The 18,477-nt window shown below is 36.1% G+C and carries 12 protein-coding genes; 2 read left to right on the forward strand and 10 right to left on the reverse strand.

Features of this window, described 5'->3' with window-relative positions:
• Positions 1-38: 38 nt before the first annotated feature.
• The 6 genes from BK054_RS17025 to BK054_RS17055 form a co-directional block, all read right to left on the reverse strand.
• Positions 39-932 (reverse strand): AbiJ-NTD4 domain-containing protein, encoded by an 894-nt coding sequence (locus tag BK054_RS17025; protein WP_006261624.1) that lies wholly within the window; start codon positions 930-932, stop codon positions 39-41.
• Positions 933-1,690: 758 nt separating this feature from the next.
• Positions 1,691-3,250 (reverse strand): NAD(P)/FAD-dependent oxidoreductase, encoded by a 1,560-nt coding sequence (locus BK054_RS17030; protein WP_006261625.1) that lies wholly within the window; start codon positions 3,248-3,250, stop codon positions 1,691-1,693.
• Between the two features lie 357 nt (positions 3,251-3,607).
• Entirely contained in the window at positions 3,608-5,371 is a 1,764-nt protein-coding gene (locus BK054_RS17035) for an ABC transporter ATP-binding protein (protein ID WP_006265721.1), read from the reverse strand.
• A gap of 5 nt (positions 5,372-5,376) precedes the next feature.
• On the reverse strand, positions 5,377-7,122 hold the full coding sequence (locus BK054_RS17040; protein WP_006265722.1) for an ABC transporter ATP-binding protein: 1,746 nt from the start codon (positions 7,120-7,122) through the stop codon (positions 5,377-5,379).
• 451 nt (positions 7,123-7,573) lie between these two features.
• A complete protein-coding gene (locus BK054_RS17050) occupies positions 7,574-8,833 on the reverse strand; it encodes a hypothetical protein (protein WP_006265724.1) in 1,260 nt (419 codons plus the stop codon).
• 57 nt (positions 8,834-8,890) lie between these two features.
• The gene (locus BK054_RS17055) at positions 8,891-11,050 is read right to left on the reverse strand and encodes a TonB-dependent receptor (protein WP_006265725.1); all 2,160 of its coding nucleotides are present in this window, start codon (positions 11,048-11,050) and stop codon (positions 8,891-8,893) included.
• Between the two features lie 610 nt (positions 11,051-11,660).
• Between BK054_RS17055 and BK054_RS17060 the strand changes: the two genes are divergently transcribed.
• The gene (locus BK054_RS17060) at positions 11,661-12,506 is read left to right on the forward strand and encodes an aminoglycoside 6-adenylyltransferase (protein ID WP_006265726.1); all 846 of its coding nucleotides are present in this window, start codon (positions 11,661-11,663) and stop codon (positions 12,504-12,506) included.
• A 224-nt stretch (positions 12,507-12,730) separates the two neighbouring features.
• Here BK054_RS17060 and lpxD read toward each other — a convergent pair whose 3' ends face one another.
• Positions 12,731-13,732 carry a UDP-3-O-(3-hydroxymyristoyl)glucosamine N-acyltransferase gene (gene lpxD / locus BK054_RS17065; RefSeq protein WP_006265727.1) on the reverse strand — a complete coding sequence of 334 codons (1,002 nt, stop codon included), beginning with the start codon at positions 13,730-13,732 and terminating at the stop codon, positions 12,731-12,733.
• A 157-nt stretch (positions 13,733-13,889) separates the two neighbouring features.
• Complete coding sequence (locus tag BK054_RS17070; protein WP_006261632.1) at positions 13,890-15,311, reverse strand: PLP-dependent aminotransferase family protein; 1,422 nt, start codon at positions 15,309-15,311, stop codon at positions 13,890-13,892.
• Between the two features lie 95 nt (positions 15,312-15,406).
• Between BK054_RS17070 and BK054_RS17075 the strand changes: the two genes are divergently transcribed.
• Positions 15,407-16,297, forward strand: coding sequence for a DMT family transporter (locus tag BK054_RS17075; protein ID WP_006264114.1), 891 nt, complete (start codon positions 15,407-15,409; stop codon positions 16,295-16,297).
• 122 nt (positions 16,298-16,419) lie between these two features.
• Here BK054_RS17075 and BK054_RS17080 read toward each other — a convergent pair whose 3' ends face one another.
• Positions 16,420-17,352 (reverse strand): helix-turn-helix transcriptional regulator, encoded by a 933-nt coding sequence (locus BK054_RS17080; protein WP_006261634.1) that lies wholly within the window; start codon positions 17,350-17,352, stop codon positions 16,420-16,422.
• Between the two features lie 139 nt (positions 17,353-17,491).
• Entirely contained in the window at positions 17,492-18,466 is a 975-nt protein-coding gene (locus BK054_RS17085; RefSeq protein ID WP_006265728.1) for a helix-turn-helix transcriptional regulator, read from the reverse strand.
• Positions 18,467-18,477 lie beyond the last annotated feature (11 nt).

An 18,477-nucleotide genomic window follows, 5' to 3' on the forward strand; every position in this document is an offset into this window, starting at 1 on the left:
ATATTCCTTCATATTTCTTTTTTACACTATCTACTACTTTATCTACTTCTAGAAATAGAATTGATTGATTTCTTGTAATTTGAATTTTTAAACAACTCTTCTTTTGTTTTTAAATAATTTATAAAAGCAGAACAAACCACTATCATAAATTTAGCATCTTCTTGTTTTACAAGAATTCCATCTTCAACAAGAGCATGTCTAATTCCTCCACTATCACTTGTATAACCATATAATTTCTCAAAAGCAGATTTATATGATGGATGCAAAGGATGTATATCATCTAATTTTTTCAATGCTTTCCCTAAACTAATATTAGGTTCATTTATTAAAAAACAACAATAGGCTTCAACTGCTGAAATAGATTCTTTTACCGAGTTTCTATAATCTGGAGACATTTTATCTGATAGATATAATAAAGCCTTTTCTAAATGCTCTACTACAGCTCTATTCCCTGTTGAAGTTATAGACTCTTCAATTGTTAATATCTCCTCTTCTGTTGTTATTTGAATGATTAATCCATTAACTATTCTATATCCAGCCATTTCACTACTCAGTACATCATTAAAATTTGAGATAAAGTTAAAATCAAGATATTTAAACCTACTACTTCCTAATTCAAATGCAACTAGATACTCTATAAAATCATATACCTCATACCAATAACAATTAAAAAACTCTCTTTTAATATAATTATAATAATCATCTTTAAGAGTACTATTAAATCCCATACTAGCAGGGTATTCATCTCTTAAATTCTCGAAATAGTCAACCCATATATGTTCTAGAATTTCAAGAAGTTCTATTGAACTAATTTTATTAAGAAACTCATTACTAATAACATTCCATAATTTATTTTGTAAAACTTCATCTATAGATTCTATTTGTAAAATTTCTCTTATTGGTTTTACACCTATCCTTTGTGAAAATTTCATATTTTATTAATTATTTAATCTCAAAATTAATCAAATATTCTAAGACATATTTACTCTCTTAAAACTTTGAATAAACAATTAACTAACTACCTTAGTAATTACGTTAATTCTTATTTACATACTATCTAAATAAAAAATACATTTCCTAAAATTATACTCTTTTTATGATTAATACATCCACTAATCTAGTTATATTAAAAACATACGAAATAATTATTCTTTTACAAGAATAATCTCTCCTCATAAAGCTACCGAACTCCCTATTCCTTTCCTAGACAAATAATGACACATTAAGAACATTAACAATTTAGTTTCTACCCCCTCCTAAAATAAATGAAGAAGTCGACAAGGAATGAACATATAGCTAGGATAGTGATAACTTGAAAAGTATTAGTTATATCTTGTTGATACGTTTATAACATAAAAAAAGCCTAACTACTCTCGTAATTAGGCTTGTATATTAAATTTTATGTCTTTAAAAAGAACTATGATCTACTGGGTGTCGGATGTATCTAATACATCCCTACGATTGCGTGGTATACGGTATGGATATACGTTGTGTGAGACGCAAGATATTGCGCCTCTACCTTATATAGACTGTGGTTACTAGGTGGCGGGTGTATATGATCATCTCTACGATTGCGTGATATACATGCCAAATGCCATAGGCAATACTGTTAACTGTCAACTAACAACTGTTAGCCATTAAATGCCGTAGGCAATACACTCCTAATTCTTAATTCTAAATTCTCAATTAATTACTGCATGCTCTCGACACACATGATCGCACATTTCTCACCATCGATGGCAGCAGATACAATACCCCCTGCATACCCTGCCCCTTCTCCACATGGATAAAGTCCTTTGATCTGAGGATGCTCTAAGGTATAATCCTCACGAGGGATACGCACTGGAGAGGATGTTCTACTCTCTGGAGCGTGTAATATAGCCTCATTTGTGAAGTACCCTTTCATCGACTTGCCGAACTCTTGGAATCCCTGTCTCATTATTTGCGTCAAGAAGCCTGGGAATACCTGTCCTAACTCTATAGAAGTCGTACCAGGTAGATAAGATGTCTTAGGGATAGACTCTGATACTTTAGACTGAGAGAAGTCTACCATACGCTGTGCAGGTACACGCTGTGTCTCTCCTGCTACCCTATAAGCCTGTTGTTCTATTGATTTTTGAAATTCCATACCTGCTAAAGCTCCGAACTTTTCAAAAGGTTTAAAGTCTTCTAAACGCAATTCTACTACGATACCCGAATTGGCTGTTGCTTGATCTCGTTTAGACGGTGACCATCCGTTGGTTACTACCTCTCCTGGTGCTGTAGCACAAGGCGCGATAACCCCTCCTGGACACATACAGAATGAATACATTCCTCTTCCATTAACCTGCTTCACGATAGAATAAGGTGCTGGAGGAAGAAACTCTCCTCTGTAATCACATGAGTACTGTATCTTATCTATCAGCGTCTGTGGGTGCTCTGCACGTACTCCTAGGGCAAAAGGCTTTGCTTCTATCAAGACTTTCTTACGGTCTAGTAATTCATAGATATCGCGAGCAGAGTGTCCTGTAGCTAAGATTATTTTCTTTGCTTCGATTAGGTCTCCATTGTGTAGTTTTACTCCTTCTATTTCATTTCCTTTGATCACAAAGTCTACTACTCTTTTCTCAAATAACACTTCTCCACCAAACTCCTCAATCTTAGCACGCATATCCTGCATAATCTTCGGAAGTTTATTCGTTCCGATATGTGGATGTGCTTCTACTAATATATCTTGTGATGCTCCGAAGGCTACTAATAGCTCTAGTATACGATTGACATCACCGCGTTTTTTAGAGCGTGTATACAACTTCCCATCTGAGTAAGTTCCCGCTCCTCCTTCTCCGAAACAGTAGTTCGAATCTGGATCAACGATATGATCGATATTTATTGCTTTCAAATCACGACGACGACCTCGCACATCTTTTCCTCTTTCGACTACAATAGGTTTTACCCCTAGCTCGATTAGTTGTAAGGCTGCAAAATAACCTGCAGGCCCTGCTCCTACCACGATAACACGTGGAGCATCCTTTACATTTTTATACTCTGGAAAATCAATATGTCTGTGCACGACATCCTCATCGGCAAAAAAAACAGCAACCTTTAAATTAATCTTTACGGTGCGTTGTCTCGCATCAATAGATCTCTTTAAGATCGTGATATGCTTAATGTCCTTTGGAGAACACTTCACATGGTTTGCAACGTACTGCGTCAATAAATCCGCTGTACCTGCAACTTCAGGAAGAACTTGTAACTGTAATTCTTGTGGCATTTTTTTATAAAGCAAATAAAAATTAAAGGCGCAAAAATAAACTAAAATCACTTAGTTTTTTTTACTATTTTATAGTCATTCAGTATTTTTTTGACATCCCGTACACAAAATACAGAAAACAACACTAAAAAACTAATTATTAGTTATTTACTATATTAAGCCCATACTATTTATTCTGATTATAAAGTAATACCTTCTTATCTCTACCACCATTAAAACAAAAAAGCCTGTGATACAATATCACAAGCTTTTACATAAAAGAAACTAAGGAAAAGCGAACTTGGGGTAAGCTTATCAAATGAGTCTACTATCTGTCCTTAGCCCTTCTAATCTATAGAATACAATTGCTATTTCTTCTTAAAACAAAGCCTCTATTTGCTTCTCTGCTTCCCATAGGTCACAGTATTTACCTTGTTTTATCATTAAGGCTTCATGTGTTCCCTCCTCTACTATCTGACCTTTTTCTAAGACACATATCTTATCCGCGCCTCTGACTGTAGATAACCTATGTGCAATGATAATCACAATCTTCTCTTTCACTAACTCATCGATAGCACGCTGTACGGCAAGTTCGCTTAATGAGTCTAGAGAAGACGTTGGTTCATCTAGAATGACTATCGGGCTGTTCTTAAGCAGTGCTCTCGCAATAGAGATACGCTGGCGTTCTCCACCTGATAAGGTATTTCCCATATCTCCTATAGGCGTATCATACCCTTTAGGCAATTGACTGATAAAGTCATGACATTGAGCACGCTTAGCCGCGTCTATTATTTCTTCTTGAGTAGCAGTAGGTTTCGCCATACGGATATTGTTACCTATGGTATCATCAAATAAATAAACCTCTTGGAATACCACAGAAATCATACTCAACAAATCGTTTTGACTCAAATTAGCAATATCAACTCCTCCTATACTAATGCTTCCCTTCTGACAATCTGCATAGCGCATAATCATTCTTGCCAGCGTAGTCTTACCCGAACCTGAAGGTCCTACTAAAGCTACAATAGACTTCGGTGCAATAGATAAGTTGATATTAGACAAAGTCTTTTCTTGAGCATCTTCATAATAGAAGTCTACTTCTTTAAACTCTATACCATAAGAGGTAGGTTTCGCTTGAGGTGTCTTTACTTCTAAGACAGGAGCATCTAACATCGCTGTGATTTGCTTATATCCTGCTTCCATCAGACTAAATATCATGGTCATGGGTACAAAGCTAGAGATCAACTCTGAGAAGCGAATCACAATAATCATTAAGGCTGTCATGACCATCATATTGCTATCTGCTTTTAGCACAAACAATATTCCCAATCCCAAGGATACTAACATCCCTACTTCTAAAGCAGAAGTAATAATCAGATTAGGAGTACTCCCTTTGCCATGCCCGAAGATTTGCACTTCTCTTACTTTGTCAATGCTTTTATTTAAACGAGCTACGATACGCTCTATACCATTACTTGCTTTAAGCACAGGCAACCCTTGGATAAACTCTATAGACTCTGCATTTAGCTCAGAGTGTACTTCATTTAGATAATACATTCCACGGTCATAAGCTGGTTTTCTCCAGCGATACAACGGGATGATCACAGGGAATAAAATCAAGATAACGATCGCTATCTTCCAGTCAAAGAAGAAAGTCATCAGCCCTACTGATATAGGTGTAATCACTCCATACATCATCAAACTTGACACTGTAATGGTGTAAGAGATCACCTCATCTACATTATTACTAATCACGGCACTCCACTTTCCAGAGCGCTTATTAGATAAAAACTCTAAGGGCATCTCTCTCAATTTCTCCCCTTGTCTCTTGCGAAGGTCATACTGTGCCTGAGAAGAGAAACCTCCGTAATCATAGTCTTGCCCTATCCATCTACAGATTGCACTAATCACGACGAAGCCTAATGCTATCCAGATATAAAACCATACTTGCTCAGGCTTTCCCTTCCCTATATTCATAAAAATAGGGTAAAAGCAAGTATAAGCTGCTCCTTGAAAAACAGAAGACAACAATATCAATATTAAACTCATTCGCAGTCGTCCACCCATTGGACCTGCTGCTTTAATCAGGTTAGATAATATACCGATAAAAGAACTGCTCTTATTTGTTTGTACTTTACTCATCTCTATTACTTATCTGATTTAATATGCCAATTTCTCGCTTGTGTATACGATTGCCACATCGCTTGATATATTCCTTGATTAGCTGCTAATTGTTCATGTGTTCCTATCTCGCTAATGTTTCCCTTATCCATCACAATAATCTGATCCGCATTCTTGATTGTCTCTAATCTATGAGCGATCATAATGACTGTTTTGTCCTTCATCAAATTGCGGAAAGCACGCATCAGTAATAGTTCGTTTTCTGTATCTGAGAATGAAGTTACCTCATCCAAGATAAGAATAGGTTTATTTCTCAAGATCGCTCTAGCAATCGCTAGACGTTGCTTCTGTCCACCTGAGAAGTTATTTCCCCTTTCTTTTACAAAGGTCTCATACCCATTAGGAAGTTGCATAATAAAATCGTGTATTTGGGCAGCCTTAGCTGCTTCCATTACTTCTTCTAATGTAGCTTCCTCTGCGCCCATTCTGATATTGTTAGCAATCGTATCAGAGAAGATAAAATTGTCTTGAAACACAAATGATATCGTATCTAATAATACCTCAGGTTTTAATTGGCGGATATCTGTTCCACCCAATTTTATCTCTCCATCACTAACATCCCAAAAACGAGGTAACAAACGAGCTACAGTAGACTTCCCTGCTCCTGATGCTCCTGTAATAGCAGTAAAAGTACCTGGCTTCACCGTAAAGCTGATATTATTTAATGCCTTGTCCTCTCTACCAGGGTAAGTAAAAGACACCTTGTCAAACTCAATGGTTGTATCGTTTACCGAAGTTTGTTCTCCTGTAGAAGTTAAAGGTTCTACTTCTAGTAATTCTTCTATACGCTTTGCACTGATTGCAGCTCTAGAGATCACATTAGTCAAACTTCGGTAAGGCAAAATAGACTCTATCATTCCTGTCCCCAATAATAAAGAGGCTACAAAAGACACAAAACTCAAAGACCCCTCTTGGAACCAATACGTTCCTAGCACAAGTAATATAATAAATGTAGGTAGCGGGTTTAAAATAAACATGGACAACTTAGCATTCAATCCGTTTTCCTTAAACCACAAGGTAATAATAGATAAATAGCGTTGTAAGGCATTCTCATAACGCACAAATGACTTCTCCCCTCCATCGAATACACGTACTACCGGCATTGCCTGTACATACTCTATCACAGCTACATTAATATCTTCTTTTGCTTTATTAAATTGATGTGTTACTTCTGTCTTATTCTTCATCGCTAATGCTAAGAACCCAAGCCCTACGATAAGAATAGCTAGACAAACTAATGCTACTCTATAATCAAACCAAAATAATGCAACCAAAGTAACTACTGGAAAGGCATACGTACGCACAAATAAAGGGGTACTATCTGCCGCAAATCCATGTAATAAACGAACATCTTCATTTAAGATTTTAGTCAATGCTCCTGAACCTGTCTCAGTCAAGAACCCTAATGGTAACTTCGCCAAATGGTGACTGATATTCTTACGCAAAATAGCTTCTAAATCAAAAGCTGCGTAATGGGATACGTCAAATGACTTTAGACGTAATACATAACTAACTACTACACATAAGATCATCGCTCCGAATAGATACAACAATTGTGTTGTATTTCCGTGATACAGTGCATTAATTAGGTAACTTAATATTATTAAATTGGCTATTGTCAATAAAGTAGAACCCACAGAAAGAGCCATTGCAAAGTTTAGCTTCTTCTTGACTGGTTTTACAATACGCCATAGCACATTATCTGTTGCCATATTATTGTTTTTGTTGTTTTGTGATTTTGTTGTTTTGTGATTTTGTTGTTTTGTGAAATCGTGAAACTGTGAAATCGTTTTTTGTTCTGTTCTCGTTGCAAAGTCTCCCTACTTTGAGCTATCATGCCATCGGTTTCCCATTTCCCTGTTTCCCGTTCCTGTTCCCCGTTCCCAGCTTCCTGTTTTCCGTTTCCCGTCCCCTGTTTCCCGTTCCCCGTTCCCTGTTCCCTGTTCCCTGTTCCCAGTTTCCCGTTCCTGTTCCCCGTTCCCAGCTTCCTGTTTTCCGTCCCCTGTTTCCCGTTCCCTGTTCCCTGTTTCCCGTTTCCCGTTCCCCGTTTCCCGTTCCCCGTTTCCTGTTCCCTGTTTCATCTAAAAAGTAATAGTAGAGAAGTTCCCCTCTCTACTATTACAATCGAACTCAACAAGTCAAGTTCTAAATAATTAAACTATCTTATTTAACTAATTTCACTAATCCCCATACTTGACCACCTTTACCGATGTTAAACGCAGGTTTAGCTACATTATCAGATCCTAATACATAGTATCCGTTGTAATCTTTGTTATTCACTACTCTGAAGTACACTTTACCATCTATTGTAGTAATCGCTTGAGCATCTTGGAATGCATAAGTAGATTGAGGTATACCAGTTACTGCTTTTGGTCCTGCAGCAATATTCTCTTTATCAAAAGCATAGTATGTAAAATTAGGGTTTGGCAAAATATCTGTGTATGAGAATGCTTTATCACTCCATGCAGTATATAATTTACCATCTTTTACCCCTACTGAACCTACTGTAGTATTCTTTACATAATCATCAATCTTAATGATCCAATCTTTATCTATTTCTGTTGCTCCTTTTTTAATTCTAACAATAGCAGAACCATTAGTCGCTCCATTTACTCCGAACCCATGAGAACACATATATAGCGCTCCATCATCTCCCATAGTCCACATTTGATTCGCGTTACCACCATATCCTACATAGCTGATACGGTTATCTTGAATCGTTTTTTCATATTTACCAGTAGCGATGTCGATCACTGCTAGTTTGATATATCCTGGAGCAGGGTCTTTCATCTGACTACCTTGTCCATCTTTAGAACCTGTGATGATATCTACATATAATTTTCCATCTTTAGACGCGATAAAGCGAGATCCCACAGCTTGGTATTCTGCTTTTTTATCTTCTACTACAGAAAGGTCTATTTCTCCTGTACGCTGCATTGTAGAAGGATTGAATACTTGTATCTTTAACAATCCTCTTCCTATATCAGCATAGTATCCAGTCGTTTTATCATGTACATAAAAGTTAGAAGACATTCCTGTGATTCTACCTGTCTCTGATAAAGAACCGTCTGCATTAATAGAATATCTCAAGATACCGTCATCTGGAGAAGAAACGCGTCCTAATTGAAGACGTTGGAATACCCATTCTCCATACGCTTTCATTCCATTCCCTTTTATCTGTAATGACCCCTTATGGATATTGTCTAAATCCCCTTCAGGCATTTTATCATAGTTAGATAAGTATCCTACGAATGGCTGTACTCCTAATGTAGCTGTTAATAGCGCATAAGATGTCTTCGTTGGCTCAACTGGTTTAGTTGGCTCTGAACTTGAATTATCATCTGATGAACATGATGCAAAAGCAAATAACCCTGCCATAGCTAATGCTCCTATCGTTTTAGTACTAAAAATGCTTTTTTTCATTTTAATAAATTTATTGTGTTTTAATGATAAGTTTCTGTATTTCTAAATTGCTCCTTTTTAAAGGGACATATTCACTTTAAAATGAAGACTAAATCCTTCATTTTGTATTTTGTAATTGTCAAATATTTCACTGTTAAACAAGTTCTTAGCTTCTAAACCAAAAGACAGTTTAGGTGAATAACTCCACACCACTCCTGTAGAATGTAAATTCTGATCAGGAATCACATAGGCTTCTGCATTAACTTGTGCTTTTCCCCATAGTCCTAAGAAACCACTAGGTTCAAATTCTTTAGGAATAAAGTCTAGGTAATAAGCCTTTACAAAACTGTAGTTGTAATAGAACGAGAACTTGTCTCCTGCCTTGAATACATTGTCATGTGAAGTACGCAGACCAAGGTTAGCAAAGAAATAAGGTGTATTTCTCAAACGCGAACCTTCATATGTCTTGTCTTCTTTATCATATAATCTAAAGTCTTGATAAGTCACGTTACCAGACAGTCTCAACCACTTTAATGGAGAATATGCTGCATCTACTTCTACTCCAACTCCTTTTATCTTTTCTATGTTCTCGTAATTACCAAAAATACCCGTGTTTAACAGCATGATCATATCATGCGTTCTTCTGTAGAACACATTGACCTCTGTCATGAAGTTGGTTTGATTATTATAGTTAAATCCTAGATTATAGTTCCAACTCTTTTCTGGTTTTAAAGCAAAATTGGTACGCGTGAATGTTCCATCTCCGAAGAACTCTTCTTGTTCTGGTAGACGCACGGCTACTTCTCCTGAGAATCTAGCATACATACGATCGTTAATCTGATATTTTAACGACTCTGATACACCCCAGTTCCCTTTTGTTTTAGATCTTTTCTGCTCCATAGAAGTGTCTCCATGCGCACTCTCATACCCTTCTGTACGCAGGTAATAATACTTCGCTGATAAGTCATTCGTCAGACGATCATCTAAGGCGTATAATCTCCAGTTTAACCCTGTAATCCACTTTTGGAATACTACAGAACGCTGTAACATATCTATCTTAGAGAAAGGAAATGTCTCTCCGTAAGGGTCAGAACCACGACGAGTAGAGGTATTGTAAACAGAGTTTAACTCTATAAACCCATTGTCTAATCGGTAAGATAGATTAGTACGAGATACGAAGTTATAATAACGTAACTTTTTGATGCTTCCACTAGTAGTCGCTTCTCCATTCTTACTAGGTACTGGAGTGAACTTCCCTCTCCAGTCGTAAAACCCTTTAATCGTATCTGTATAACTAGAATGCAGTGTATTATAGACAAGGAATTGATCTAACTTCAAGTCTTTATCTAAAAAAGCCTTGCGATAGCGAAGTGTTGGCACTACAGAATTCATATTACTCGTCACTCCTCCGAATGGATAGTTCATCGTCATCCCGTAATTGTGTTGTTTATTAATGTAAAAGCTACTTACAGTCAAACGCAATTCATCTGCCCAAGTCTTGTTCTTCACTCCCACAAACCCTTCTACAAATCCATTAGAGAAACGGTTGTGAAACAGTTTGTGTTTTTCTCTACTTACCTGTGCCGTTTCTGGATCAGTGTAAGGCACATTGACCTTATAATTGTTATCAGAGTAATTAATAAAAGCATTTACTCCTCCGAATAAACCTGTCTTTTTATCTTGAAAATAAGCGTTTACGGTACCTCTATGAGTGTTATAAGAACCTATCTGATAAGATACATCTACAGATTGATTACTTTCAGGCTCTTTCGTTACGATATTAACTGCTCCTCCTAGTGCATCTGCCCCTAAGGCTACAGGTACCACCCCTTTATAGATCTCAATGCGATCAATCATCGTAGGCGGTACAATAGCATAACTAAAGGCATTCCCTAAATAATCCATCGGAACCCCATCCTTAAAATACTTTATCGCCTTTCCTTCAAAACCGTTCAACATCAAATTAGTAGCATTACCTAATCCCCCTGTTTGTCTCACTCGTACACCTACTGTTCTGTTCATCAGCTCTATCACACTAGACGGCTGTTGTTTCATCGCTTTTACATCAAGTACAGTAGCACGTATAGGTTGACGACTTTCTTTTTCGGCTTTGGTTTCTCTCTGAATAATCACTTCATTTAACCCTGTATTTTGTAAAGTATCTTGTTGTGCAAAAACAGATTTAGAATTAAATGATAAAACAGCGATTAAGGATAAAGTAAGGTATGGTATTTTCATCTTGATCTCTCTTATAGAATAGCTCTGTGGAAGACTATCTCTCTTATTGATAGGGCAAAAGTAGGCATCCCTTTGCCTGAGTACTGACGCTAAAAGGAATATAAAAGACGCAAGAAGGAGTATTATTTAGATTCATTAAAAAGGAAGACAACACTTCTTGTACTTCAGAACTCAACATTAGAAGTCGTTGACTTATCCCCCTGATACCCTGTATATAGCTATGATGATATACTAATCGTAGTTTGATTCCATAGTGGTCGCATAAAAAGCAGGCAAAAATATGCGAGCAGTATGCCATCACTATGCGATAACTATGCGACCACTGCTGTTTTTGAAGAATAAAAACGAGCAGTAACTATCTTCAATTAGAGCTACACACAGGCATTTACTACCTCGTAGTACCTCTTCCTAATGTAGAACTTCCTTCTTAATGGCTATGCAGATCAAGTGAGATATACGTCCTTATCTATGGATTTTCTAGTTGTTGAGTAATAGCATTGTATTTGAGTGGCAATGCTAGACTATTAAAAAACTTTATTCTACTCCTAAAAACACCACTGTGAATCATTTTAATTTAATTATCTTGCTTATTCGTCTTAAAAACACCTATATGGCTTCACCATTACAAACAGAGATCCTTCAATTAGCCAAACAAGATGACCGCATTAGAGCTGTTATTCTCAATGGCTCAAGGGCTAACCCGATGGTTACTCCTGATCAGTACCAAGATTATGATATCATCTATATGGTGACAGATATAGAAAGTATCAAGAAAGAGGGTATTGTCTACAAAACTTTTGGACAGCCTGCCCTACAACAATTACCTGATGATATGCACTTAGGTAATGAAGAGGGTATTCCTTCTATTTCGTATGCTTATTTAATGATTTATGAAGATGGTAGTAGATTAGACCTTACCCTATTCCCAGTAGATCAATTAAAGCAGTATAAAAAAGACAGTCTCTCTATCGTATGGCTAGACAAAGATGGAATATTTAAAGACATACCCGAGTCTTCTGATATTGACTATCATGTACAACGCCCTACTCAACGGGAGTTTACAGAAGTGTGTAATGAGTTTTGGTGGTGTTCTACTAATGTCGCTAAGGGACTGGCTAGAGAAGAAAGAGTATATGCAAAAGATATGATGGAGTCTGTCGTCCGTCCTATGTTCTTACAATTACTAGCTTGGAAAATAGGGAGTGAACACCATTTTAGCGTTTCTATAGGCAAATCAGGTAAATTCATTAAGAACTACTTAAGCGATGAAGACTATAACAAGGTATTAAGAACCTATAGCAATGCTAATATTCAAAATACATGGGAAGCCTTTCACACCATGACTACTTTCTTTCAAGAACTACAAATAGAACTAGGTAAACGACTTGTCCTAAAAGTAAATGTAGAAGAAGCTACGAATGCCTTACAGTATATCAATAGAATCTATCAAGATTAATAAATGAATCATCACAAATAGAGGTATATAAAAAAAGCGACTAACCCTTATCAGTTAGTCGCTTATAGATTATTATTAAACCTAAATACTGCAAAACCATTCTACTTCATAGCTTTTTCATTAGCTCTAAAACCATACTAGTGTATGCTTGTGTCACTAATTCAGACCTATTTTGTATAATTACTTTTCGTTTATATGTCTATTGCGTATTTTGGGTTAAAAGATTAGTTCTTTGTTCTATTGGTTACCAATTGCTTTAGTGCAGCCCATTGTCTCAACGTTGTTTTTGCTTCTTGAGCAGGGTATCCTAATACTGTCTTACCAGCTTCCACATCTCCAGTCACTCCTGATCCAGCTCCTACTACAGCACCTTGTCCGATAGTAACGTGATCTTTAATAGAAGCACTACCTCCTATCACCACAAAGTCTTTTAGTGTAACTGAACCTGCTAAACCACTATTACCAGCCATAATACAGAATTTTCCTAACTCACAATTATGTCCTATCTGAACAAGATTGTCAATCTTACAACCATCTCCAATAATGGTAGCGCTAAACTTTCCTCTATCTACACATGAATTCGCTCCTATCTCAACATAATTACCGATAACTACATTACCGATCTGAGGTATCTTCACTAACCCTAACTCAGGAGACGGACAGAAACCAAATCCATCAGCTCCAATCACTGCGTTAGGATGTAAAATACAGTTATGTCCGATATGACTGCGCTCACGCACAATGACACCAGACCACAATATCGTATTATCACCAATCGTACTGTCATCTAATACAGTGACATTAGGATACATCTTTACATTTTTTCCGATTATTACATTTTCACCGATTACACAACCAGCTGCTATTTTAGCTCCTTCACCTATTACTGCTGTGCTATCTATCGTGGCATTAGGGTGAATACCTTCTTTAAATACAGGCATCTTAGGCGCAAATAGTGTAAGTAACTTCGCTAATGCTAAATCAACATTATCTACTTTAATAAACGCCCTATCTATACCTGGTAGAATAGAAATATCTTTATTTACAATAGCAATAGGGGCTTTTGATTCCCCCCATAAGCGTTCGTATTTTTTATTACCTATAAATGAGACTTGACATTCTTTGGCTTTTTCCAACTGCTCAGCTGTACTAATCTGTCTTAATGTACTTCCTACAACAACGCCATTTAAAACATCGTTCAATTCAGTTAAAGAGTATAATTTCATAATTGCGAAATAAAGTTTTTGAGTTTTATTTAATTAAAACGAATAAAATCAAAAAATATTGCAACACAAAACGATATTCATTTATTTTAACAAACAATTACATGTATTTATATTCAAAAAAATAAAATCACTTAAATTATAAAACTAGAAAGTCTTCTTATTTCCTCAATAATTGTTTACTCAACTCTCCTACTCTTTTTAGTTTGGCTTCAACATTCTCTGACCAAGGCAAGCCTATGCACAGTCGGATACAGTTCTCGAATTGTTCTTGTACCGTAAACATTCTACCTGGTGCTATACTAATGCCCTCCGCAATAGCTAAGTCGTATAAATCCATCGCCTCAATAGAAGGGTCAAACTCAATCCATAGTGATAATCCACCTTGAGGACGATTAACCTTAGTTCCCAATGGAAAACTAGTAATAATAGTATTCAAATATTTCTGATAATTGCTATAGATGTCTTTTCTAAGTTTACGCAGGTGCTTATCATAATTACCTGAGCGCATAAAGCTAGCTACAGCTTCTTGCATTAAAGGAGGTGTAGAGATTAGATGTACTAACTTTTGATGCATGATCTTATTCTTATACTTACCAGGTGACACCCACCCTACGCGATATCCAGGAGTCAAGGTCTTAGATACAGAACTACACCAGATCACATTACCTGTTTTATCAAAAGCTTTACAACATTTAGGACGCTGATTACCAAAATACATATCTCCATAGACATCATCCTCTATCAATGGGATATCGTGTTTCTCTAAGAGTTCTACTATTTCCTTCTTATTCTCATCGGGCATACAGCTTCCTAATGGAGTATTATAATTAGAGATCAATAGACACATATCGATATGCTCTACTGCATCTTTAAGAGACTGCACATCAATACCAGAAACTGGATCTGTGGGTAACTCAATCACTTTAAATCCTAAATCAATAGCTAGCTGAAAGATACCTGGGTAGCAAGGACTTTCTATTGCAATGGTATCTCCAGGTTTGCCTAATGCTAATAAACACAACGAAATAGCGCTCATGCTTCCATTAGTCGTAATAATATCTTCTTCTTTAAGACTACCTCCCCAAGTGATAGAACGCTGTGCAATCATTCTCCTCAAATTTAGATTGCCCTGTACAGAATCATATTCTATCCCTCCATCTACTAACGACCTAGAGGCTGCTATAATCTCTTTCTTCATTTTGGCCAAAGGCAAAAACTCATCATATAGTGTACTATACGAGAATAAGGTCAGCTTTCTATTTCCCATATTAGAATATACCTTGCGAATAATCTCCTTAGGTTCCTTATTATTTGCTAAAAAGATAGGGTTACTCGGCTGAGGCAAAGGAATATCCGTATAAGATAGGTTACTTACAAAATATCCTGACTGAGGCTTAGATTCTATTAATGCCTGTGTCTCTAGTTCTAAATACACTCGTTTGGCTGTATTCATACTAATTTGATGTTCTGTGCACAACATTCTTACAGAAGGAAGTCTGTCTCCTTCTCTTAGTACGCCTGCTCTAATCTGACTAGCAATAGCATCTGCTATATTCAAATACAAATAATTCTGTTCCATAACAATCTCAACTGTGTCCTTTCAAAATTACAAAATTGATACTGTACTACATACTAATACAGTATATTTTTGTTAAAAAATAAAACATCAAGAAAATGAAACAAACTAGTGTAATTGATTCAGCACAACAAACTTCAACAAGTGGTTGGATCAATGGATTCATAGGAGTACTACTATTCAGTGGTTCTATGCCTGCTACTAAAGTAGCTGTACTAGAATTAGACCCAATATTTGTAACAGCAGCTAGAGCAGGTATTGCTGGTATATTAGCACTGTTATGTCTACTTGTCTTTAAAGAAAAAAGACCTACTAAAAAACAATTATTGCCTTTATTTATAGTCGCTATAGGTGGAGTTATTGGATTTCCTTTATTATCCGCATTAGCGTTACAATATATCACCTCAGCACATTCACTAGTGTTCTTAGGGACATTACCGATGTGTACTGCTGTATTTGCGGTATGGAGAGGTGGAGAAAAACCAAAGTCTATCTTCTGGTTATTCTCGATACTTGGATGTCTATTAGTAGTGGGGTTTGCCTTTCTACAAGGGGTTACAAGTTCTCCTATAGGCGATATATTAATGCTTATCGCTATCTTATTATGTGGACTAAGTTATGCTGAAGGAGCTAAACTATCTAAATCTCTTGGCGGATGGCAAGTAATCTCTTGGGCAGTCGTATTATCTCTTCCTGTATCTATACCGATTATGTTAATCACAGCTCCTGAAGTACCTTCTCTAATAAGCACAGAAGCATGGATAGGCGTGTCATATCTAGGAATATTTAGTATGTTTGTGGGGTTCGTATTCTGGTATAAAGGATTAGCACAAGGAGGTATTGCTTCTGTAGGACAACTACAGTTATTACAGCCTTTCTTTGGTCTAGCACTTGCGGCAAGTCTTTTAAACGAACAGGTAAGCACGGCTATGATTGCAGTAACTGTAGGCGTTATTCTATGCGTAGCTGGAAGTAAAAAATTCGGTTAGTAACCCCAATTACTAGCTACTTCAAACAGTGTAGAACAATACTAAAAGCAATCACCTTACTTTTGATATTTCCTCCTTCTGCACTGTTTATTTTTAGCTAAAAAGGGATTGGCTCTTAATTCTTAAAACTGAACAAAATTACCACTCTTTACATCTTTAGGCAACTCATTAAACTTGCGTTTAAAAGCAGCAGTAAAGTGTGTAGGATTTTTATACCCTACTTGTTGTGCGATATCTGCGATAGATAAATCTTGTTCTATCAATAGCTTCTGCCCCAATTCCATACGCTCATCATAGAGATGATTAAAAATGGTAGTAGAGAACAGTTCTTTAAACCCTCTTTTTAGTTTAAACTCATTGATTCCTGCTAATCTAGAAAGCTCTCTTAAAGAATATGGATTCTGAAGATTATTACTCACTAACTCTCTGACATAATATAGCTTATCAACATCACTCCTCGTCAGTGAACCACTTACCATCTCATATTTATAATCTCCACTATACTTAATCACTAAAAGAAGAAGCTCTACAATCTTGGTCTCCATATAAATCTTCTTCATCATACCATCATAAGAATTATTGACTAAGTCATACAGTAACTTCTTCATCTCTGGAACAATCATTAAGTTAGAAGAAAAAGCACTTTCTCTCTCACTGTACAAAGATTTACCAAAGTCTCCTAACAACTCTAGATCTCCATTAAACATACGCTCTAAATAAGGCAATGTTAGTTCTATGCCTATAGCACTGTAGTTTTCTTCAACAGGGTTAAAAGCAAGGGAGCCATCAATATAAGGTAGATGAAAAAAACTAAAACGTCCTGTAGAAGTATTGACGCATTGTTTTTTATTGGATTGGTAAAAGTGTTCTCCTTGAAACAAAAAGAAAAGCTCAATGTGCTTCTGATCTCTTAACACTTCTTTCTGTTGTCTAGTTTTATGCTGTAAAGAAACGTGATCAATATGTAACTCTTCCATATCTAACAACTGTATATTCCCTTTTATGCCATGACTAGCATACCGCTCTCCTACATTTATCAATGTCTCTTTAACCATGATACCAAACTAAAGAATTATTACTATTCTACTGATTGAAAGTGACAAAGGTACTTAAAAAGATCTCCTAATTTAAATCAACTCTAAATAATATTCGTTAATTAATATTTAATTAGGACAACACCCTATTTCTTCACTCCTATTTTCTATGAATTAAAGTACTAGGAGGAACGCCATACTTCTTCTTAAATGCAATAGCAAAATGCTGAGGATACTCATAGTGAAGTAATTCAGCAACTTTATTGACTGAGAATTTCTGTGACGATAATAACTGATACGCATACTCAAAACGCAAATCTCTTACATATCTAATCAAAGAAGAATCATAGTATTTTTTAAAGTACTTCTTCAATTTATATTCATTGATATAGAATTTTTGACTCAGCATAGAGAATGTTATGTCTTGCAAGAAATGATTGTCTATCCAAGTTTTAATATGCAATAATTTATCAGCATCATTCATAGATTTTATTTCTTCTATTGGAGCTACCTTCCTCTCTAAAGACTCTTGGACACTTAACAGTAAAAGTTCTGTTACCTTAGTCTCTAAATAAACTAGTTTCAAATCTGGATGAACATCACTCTGTAAAATATTCAATAATAACTGATGTATCTCTACAGGGATTGTTTTCGCTTTTGCAAATAGTGTAGTCGTCTTTCCTTGTTTAACTAAATTTAAAAAAGAAGCCAAAGCAGGTATTTTAGTCTCAACTAGTTGTGCGAAATAGTCTTCATCAAAAAGAACCTCCACTACCTTTCTATTTGTTTTATACTTCAAATGCCCATTTACACGAGGTACATAAAGCAAATTAAAGCAATCCTGCGGAACCTCTATCGTCTCTCTTGCTGTAGAATAACAGGAATACCCCTCTAACTCTAACATGAGTTTAAAAGTACTCTTTTCGTTAATAACAGCGACATCTACAGGAGTAGGTACACTCCACTCTCCATAAGAGATAATAAAGTAGGGATGATCAATAAACTTCTGTTTAATAGGAATTCCTTTAAAGGTAAACTGCCCATATCTCTCTTTGTACTGTTCGCCGCTTCCCCACTCAATGCGATTTGGAATATTCTTTAATACCTCTTGATATTGCTGATATAAAAGACTCATAACTCGTAGAT

It is taken from the genome of Myroides sp. ZB35, assembly GCF_001865835.1.
GTDB classification, from domain to species: domain Bacteria; phylum Bacteroidota; class Bacteroidia; order Flavobacteriales; family Flavobacteriaceae; genus Flavobacterium; species Flavobacterium odoratimimum.

Bases quoted from the DNA above. Each gene is read 5' to 3' on its own strand.
- BK054_RS17080 (WP_006261634.1), bottom strand. From the start codon at position 17,352: ATGGTTAAAGAGACATTGATAAATGTAGGAGAGCGGTATGCTAGTCAT.
- BK054_RS17040 (WP_006265722.1), bottom strand. From the start codon at position 7,122: ATGGCAACAGATAATGTGCTATGGCGTATTGTAAAACCAGTCAAGAAG.
- lpxD (WP_006265727.1), bottom strand. From the start codon at position 13,732: ATGAAATTATACTCTTTAACTGAATTGAACGATGTTTTAAATGGCGTT.
- BK054_RS17075 (WP_006264114.1), top strand. From the start codon at position 15,407: ATGAAACAAACTAGTGTAATTGATTCAGCACAACAAACTTCAACAAGT.
- BK054_RS17060 (WP_006265726.1), top strand. From the start codon at position 11,661: ATGGCTTCACCATTACAAACAGAGATCCTTCAATTAGCCAAACAAGAT.
- BK054_RS17035 (WP_006265721.1), bottom strand. From the start codon at position 5,371: ATGAGTAAAGTACAAACAAATAAGAGCAGTTCTTTTATCGGTATATTA.
- BK054_RS17025 (WP_006261624.1), bottom strand. From the start codon at position 932: ATGAAATTTTCACAAAGGATAGGTGTAAAACCAATAAGAGAAATTTTA.
- BK054_RS17070 (WP_006261632.1), bottom strand. From the start codon at position 15,311: ATGGAACAGAATTATTTGTATTTGAATATAGCAGATGCTATTGCTAGT.
- BK054_RS17055 (WP_006265725.1), bottom strand. From the start codon at position 11,050: ATGAAAATACCATACCTTACTTTATCCTTAATCGCTGTTTTATCATTT.
- BK054_RS17030 (WP_006261625.1), bottom strand. From the start codon at position 3,250: ATGCCACAAGAATTACAGTTACAAGTTCTTCCTGAAGTTGCAGGTACA.
- BK054_RS17050 (WP_006265724.1), bottom strand. From the start codon at position 8,833: ATGAAAAAAAGCATTTTTAGTACTAAAACGATAGGAGCATTAGCTATG.
- BK054_RS17085 (WP_006265728.1), bottom strand. From the start codon at position 18,466: ATGAGTCTTTTATATCAGCAATATCAAGAGGTATTAAAGAATATTCCA.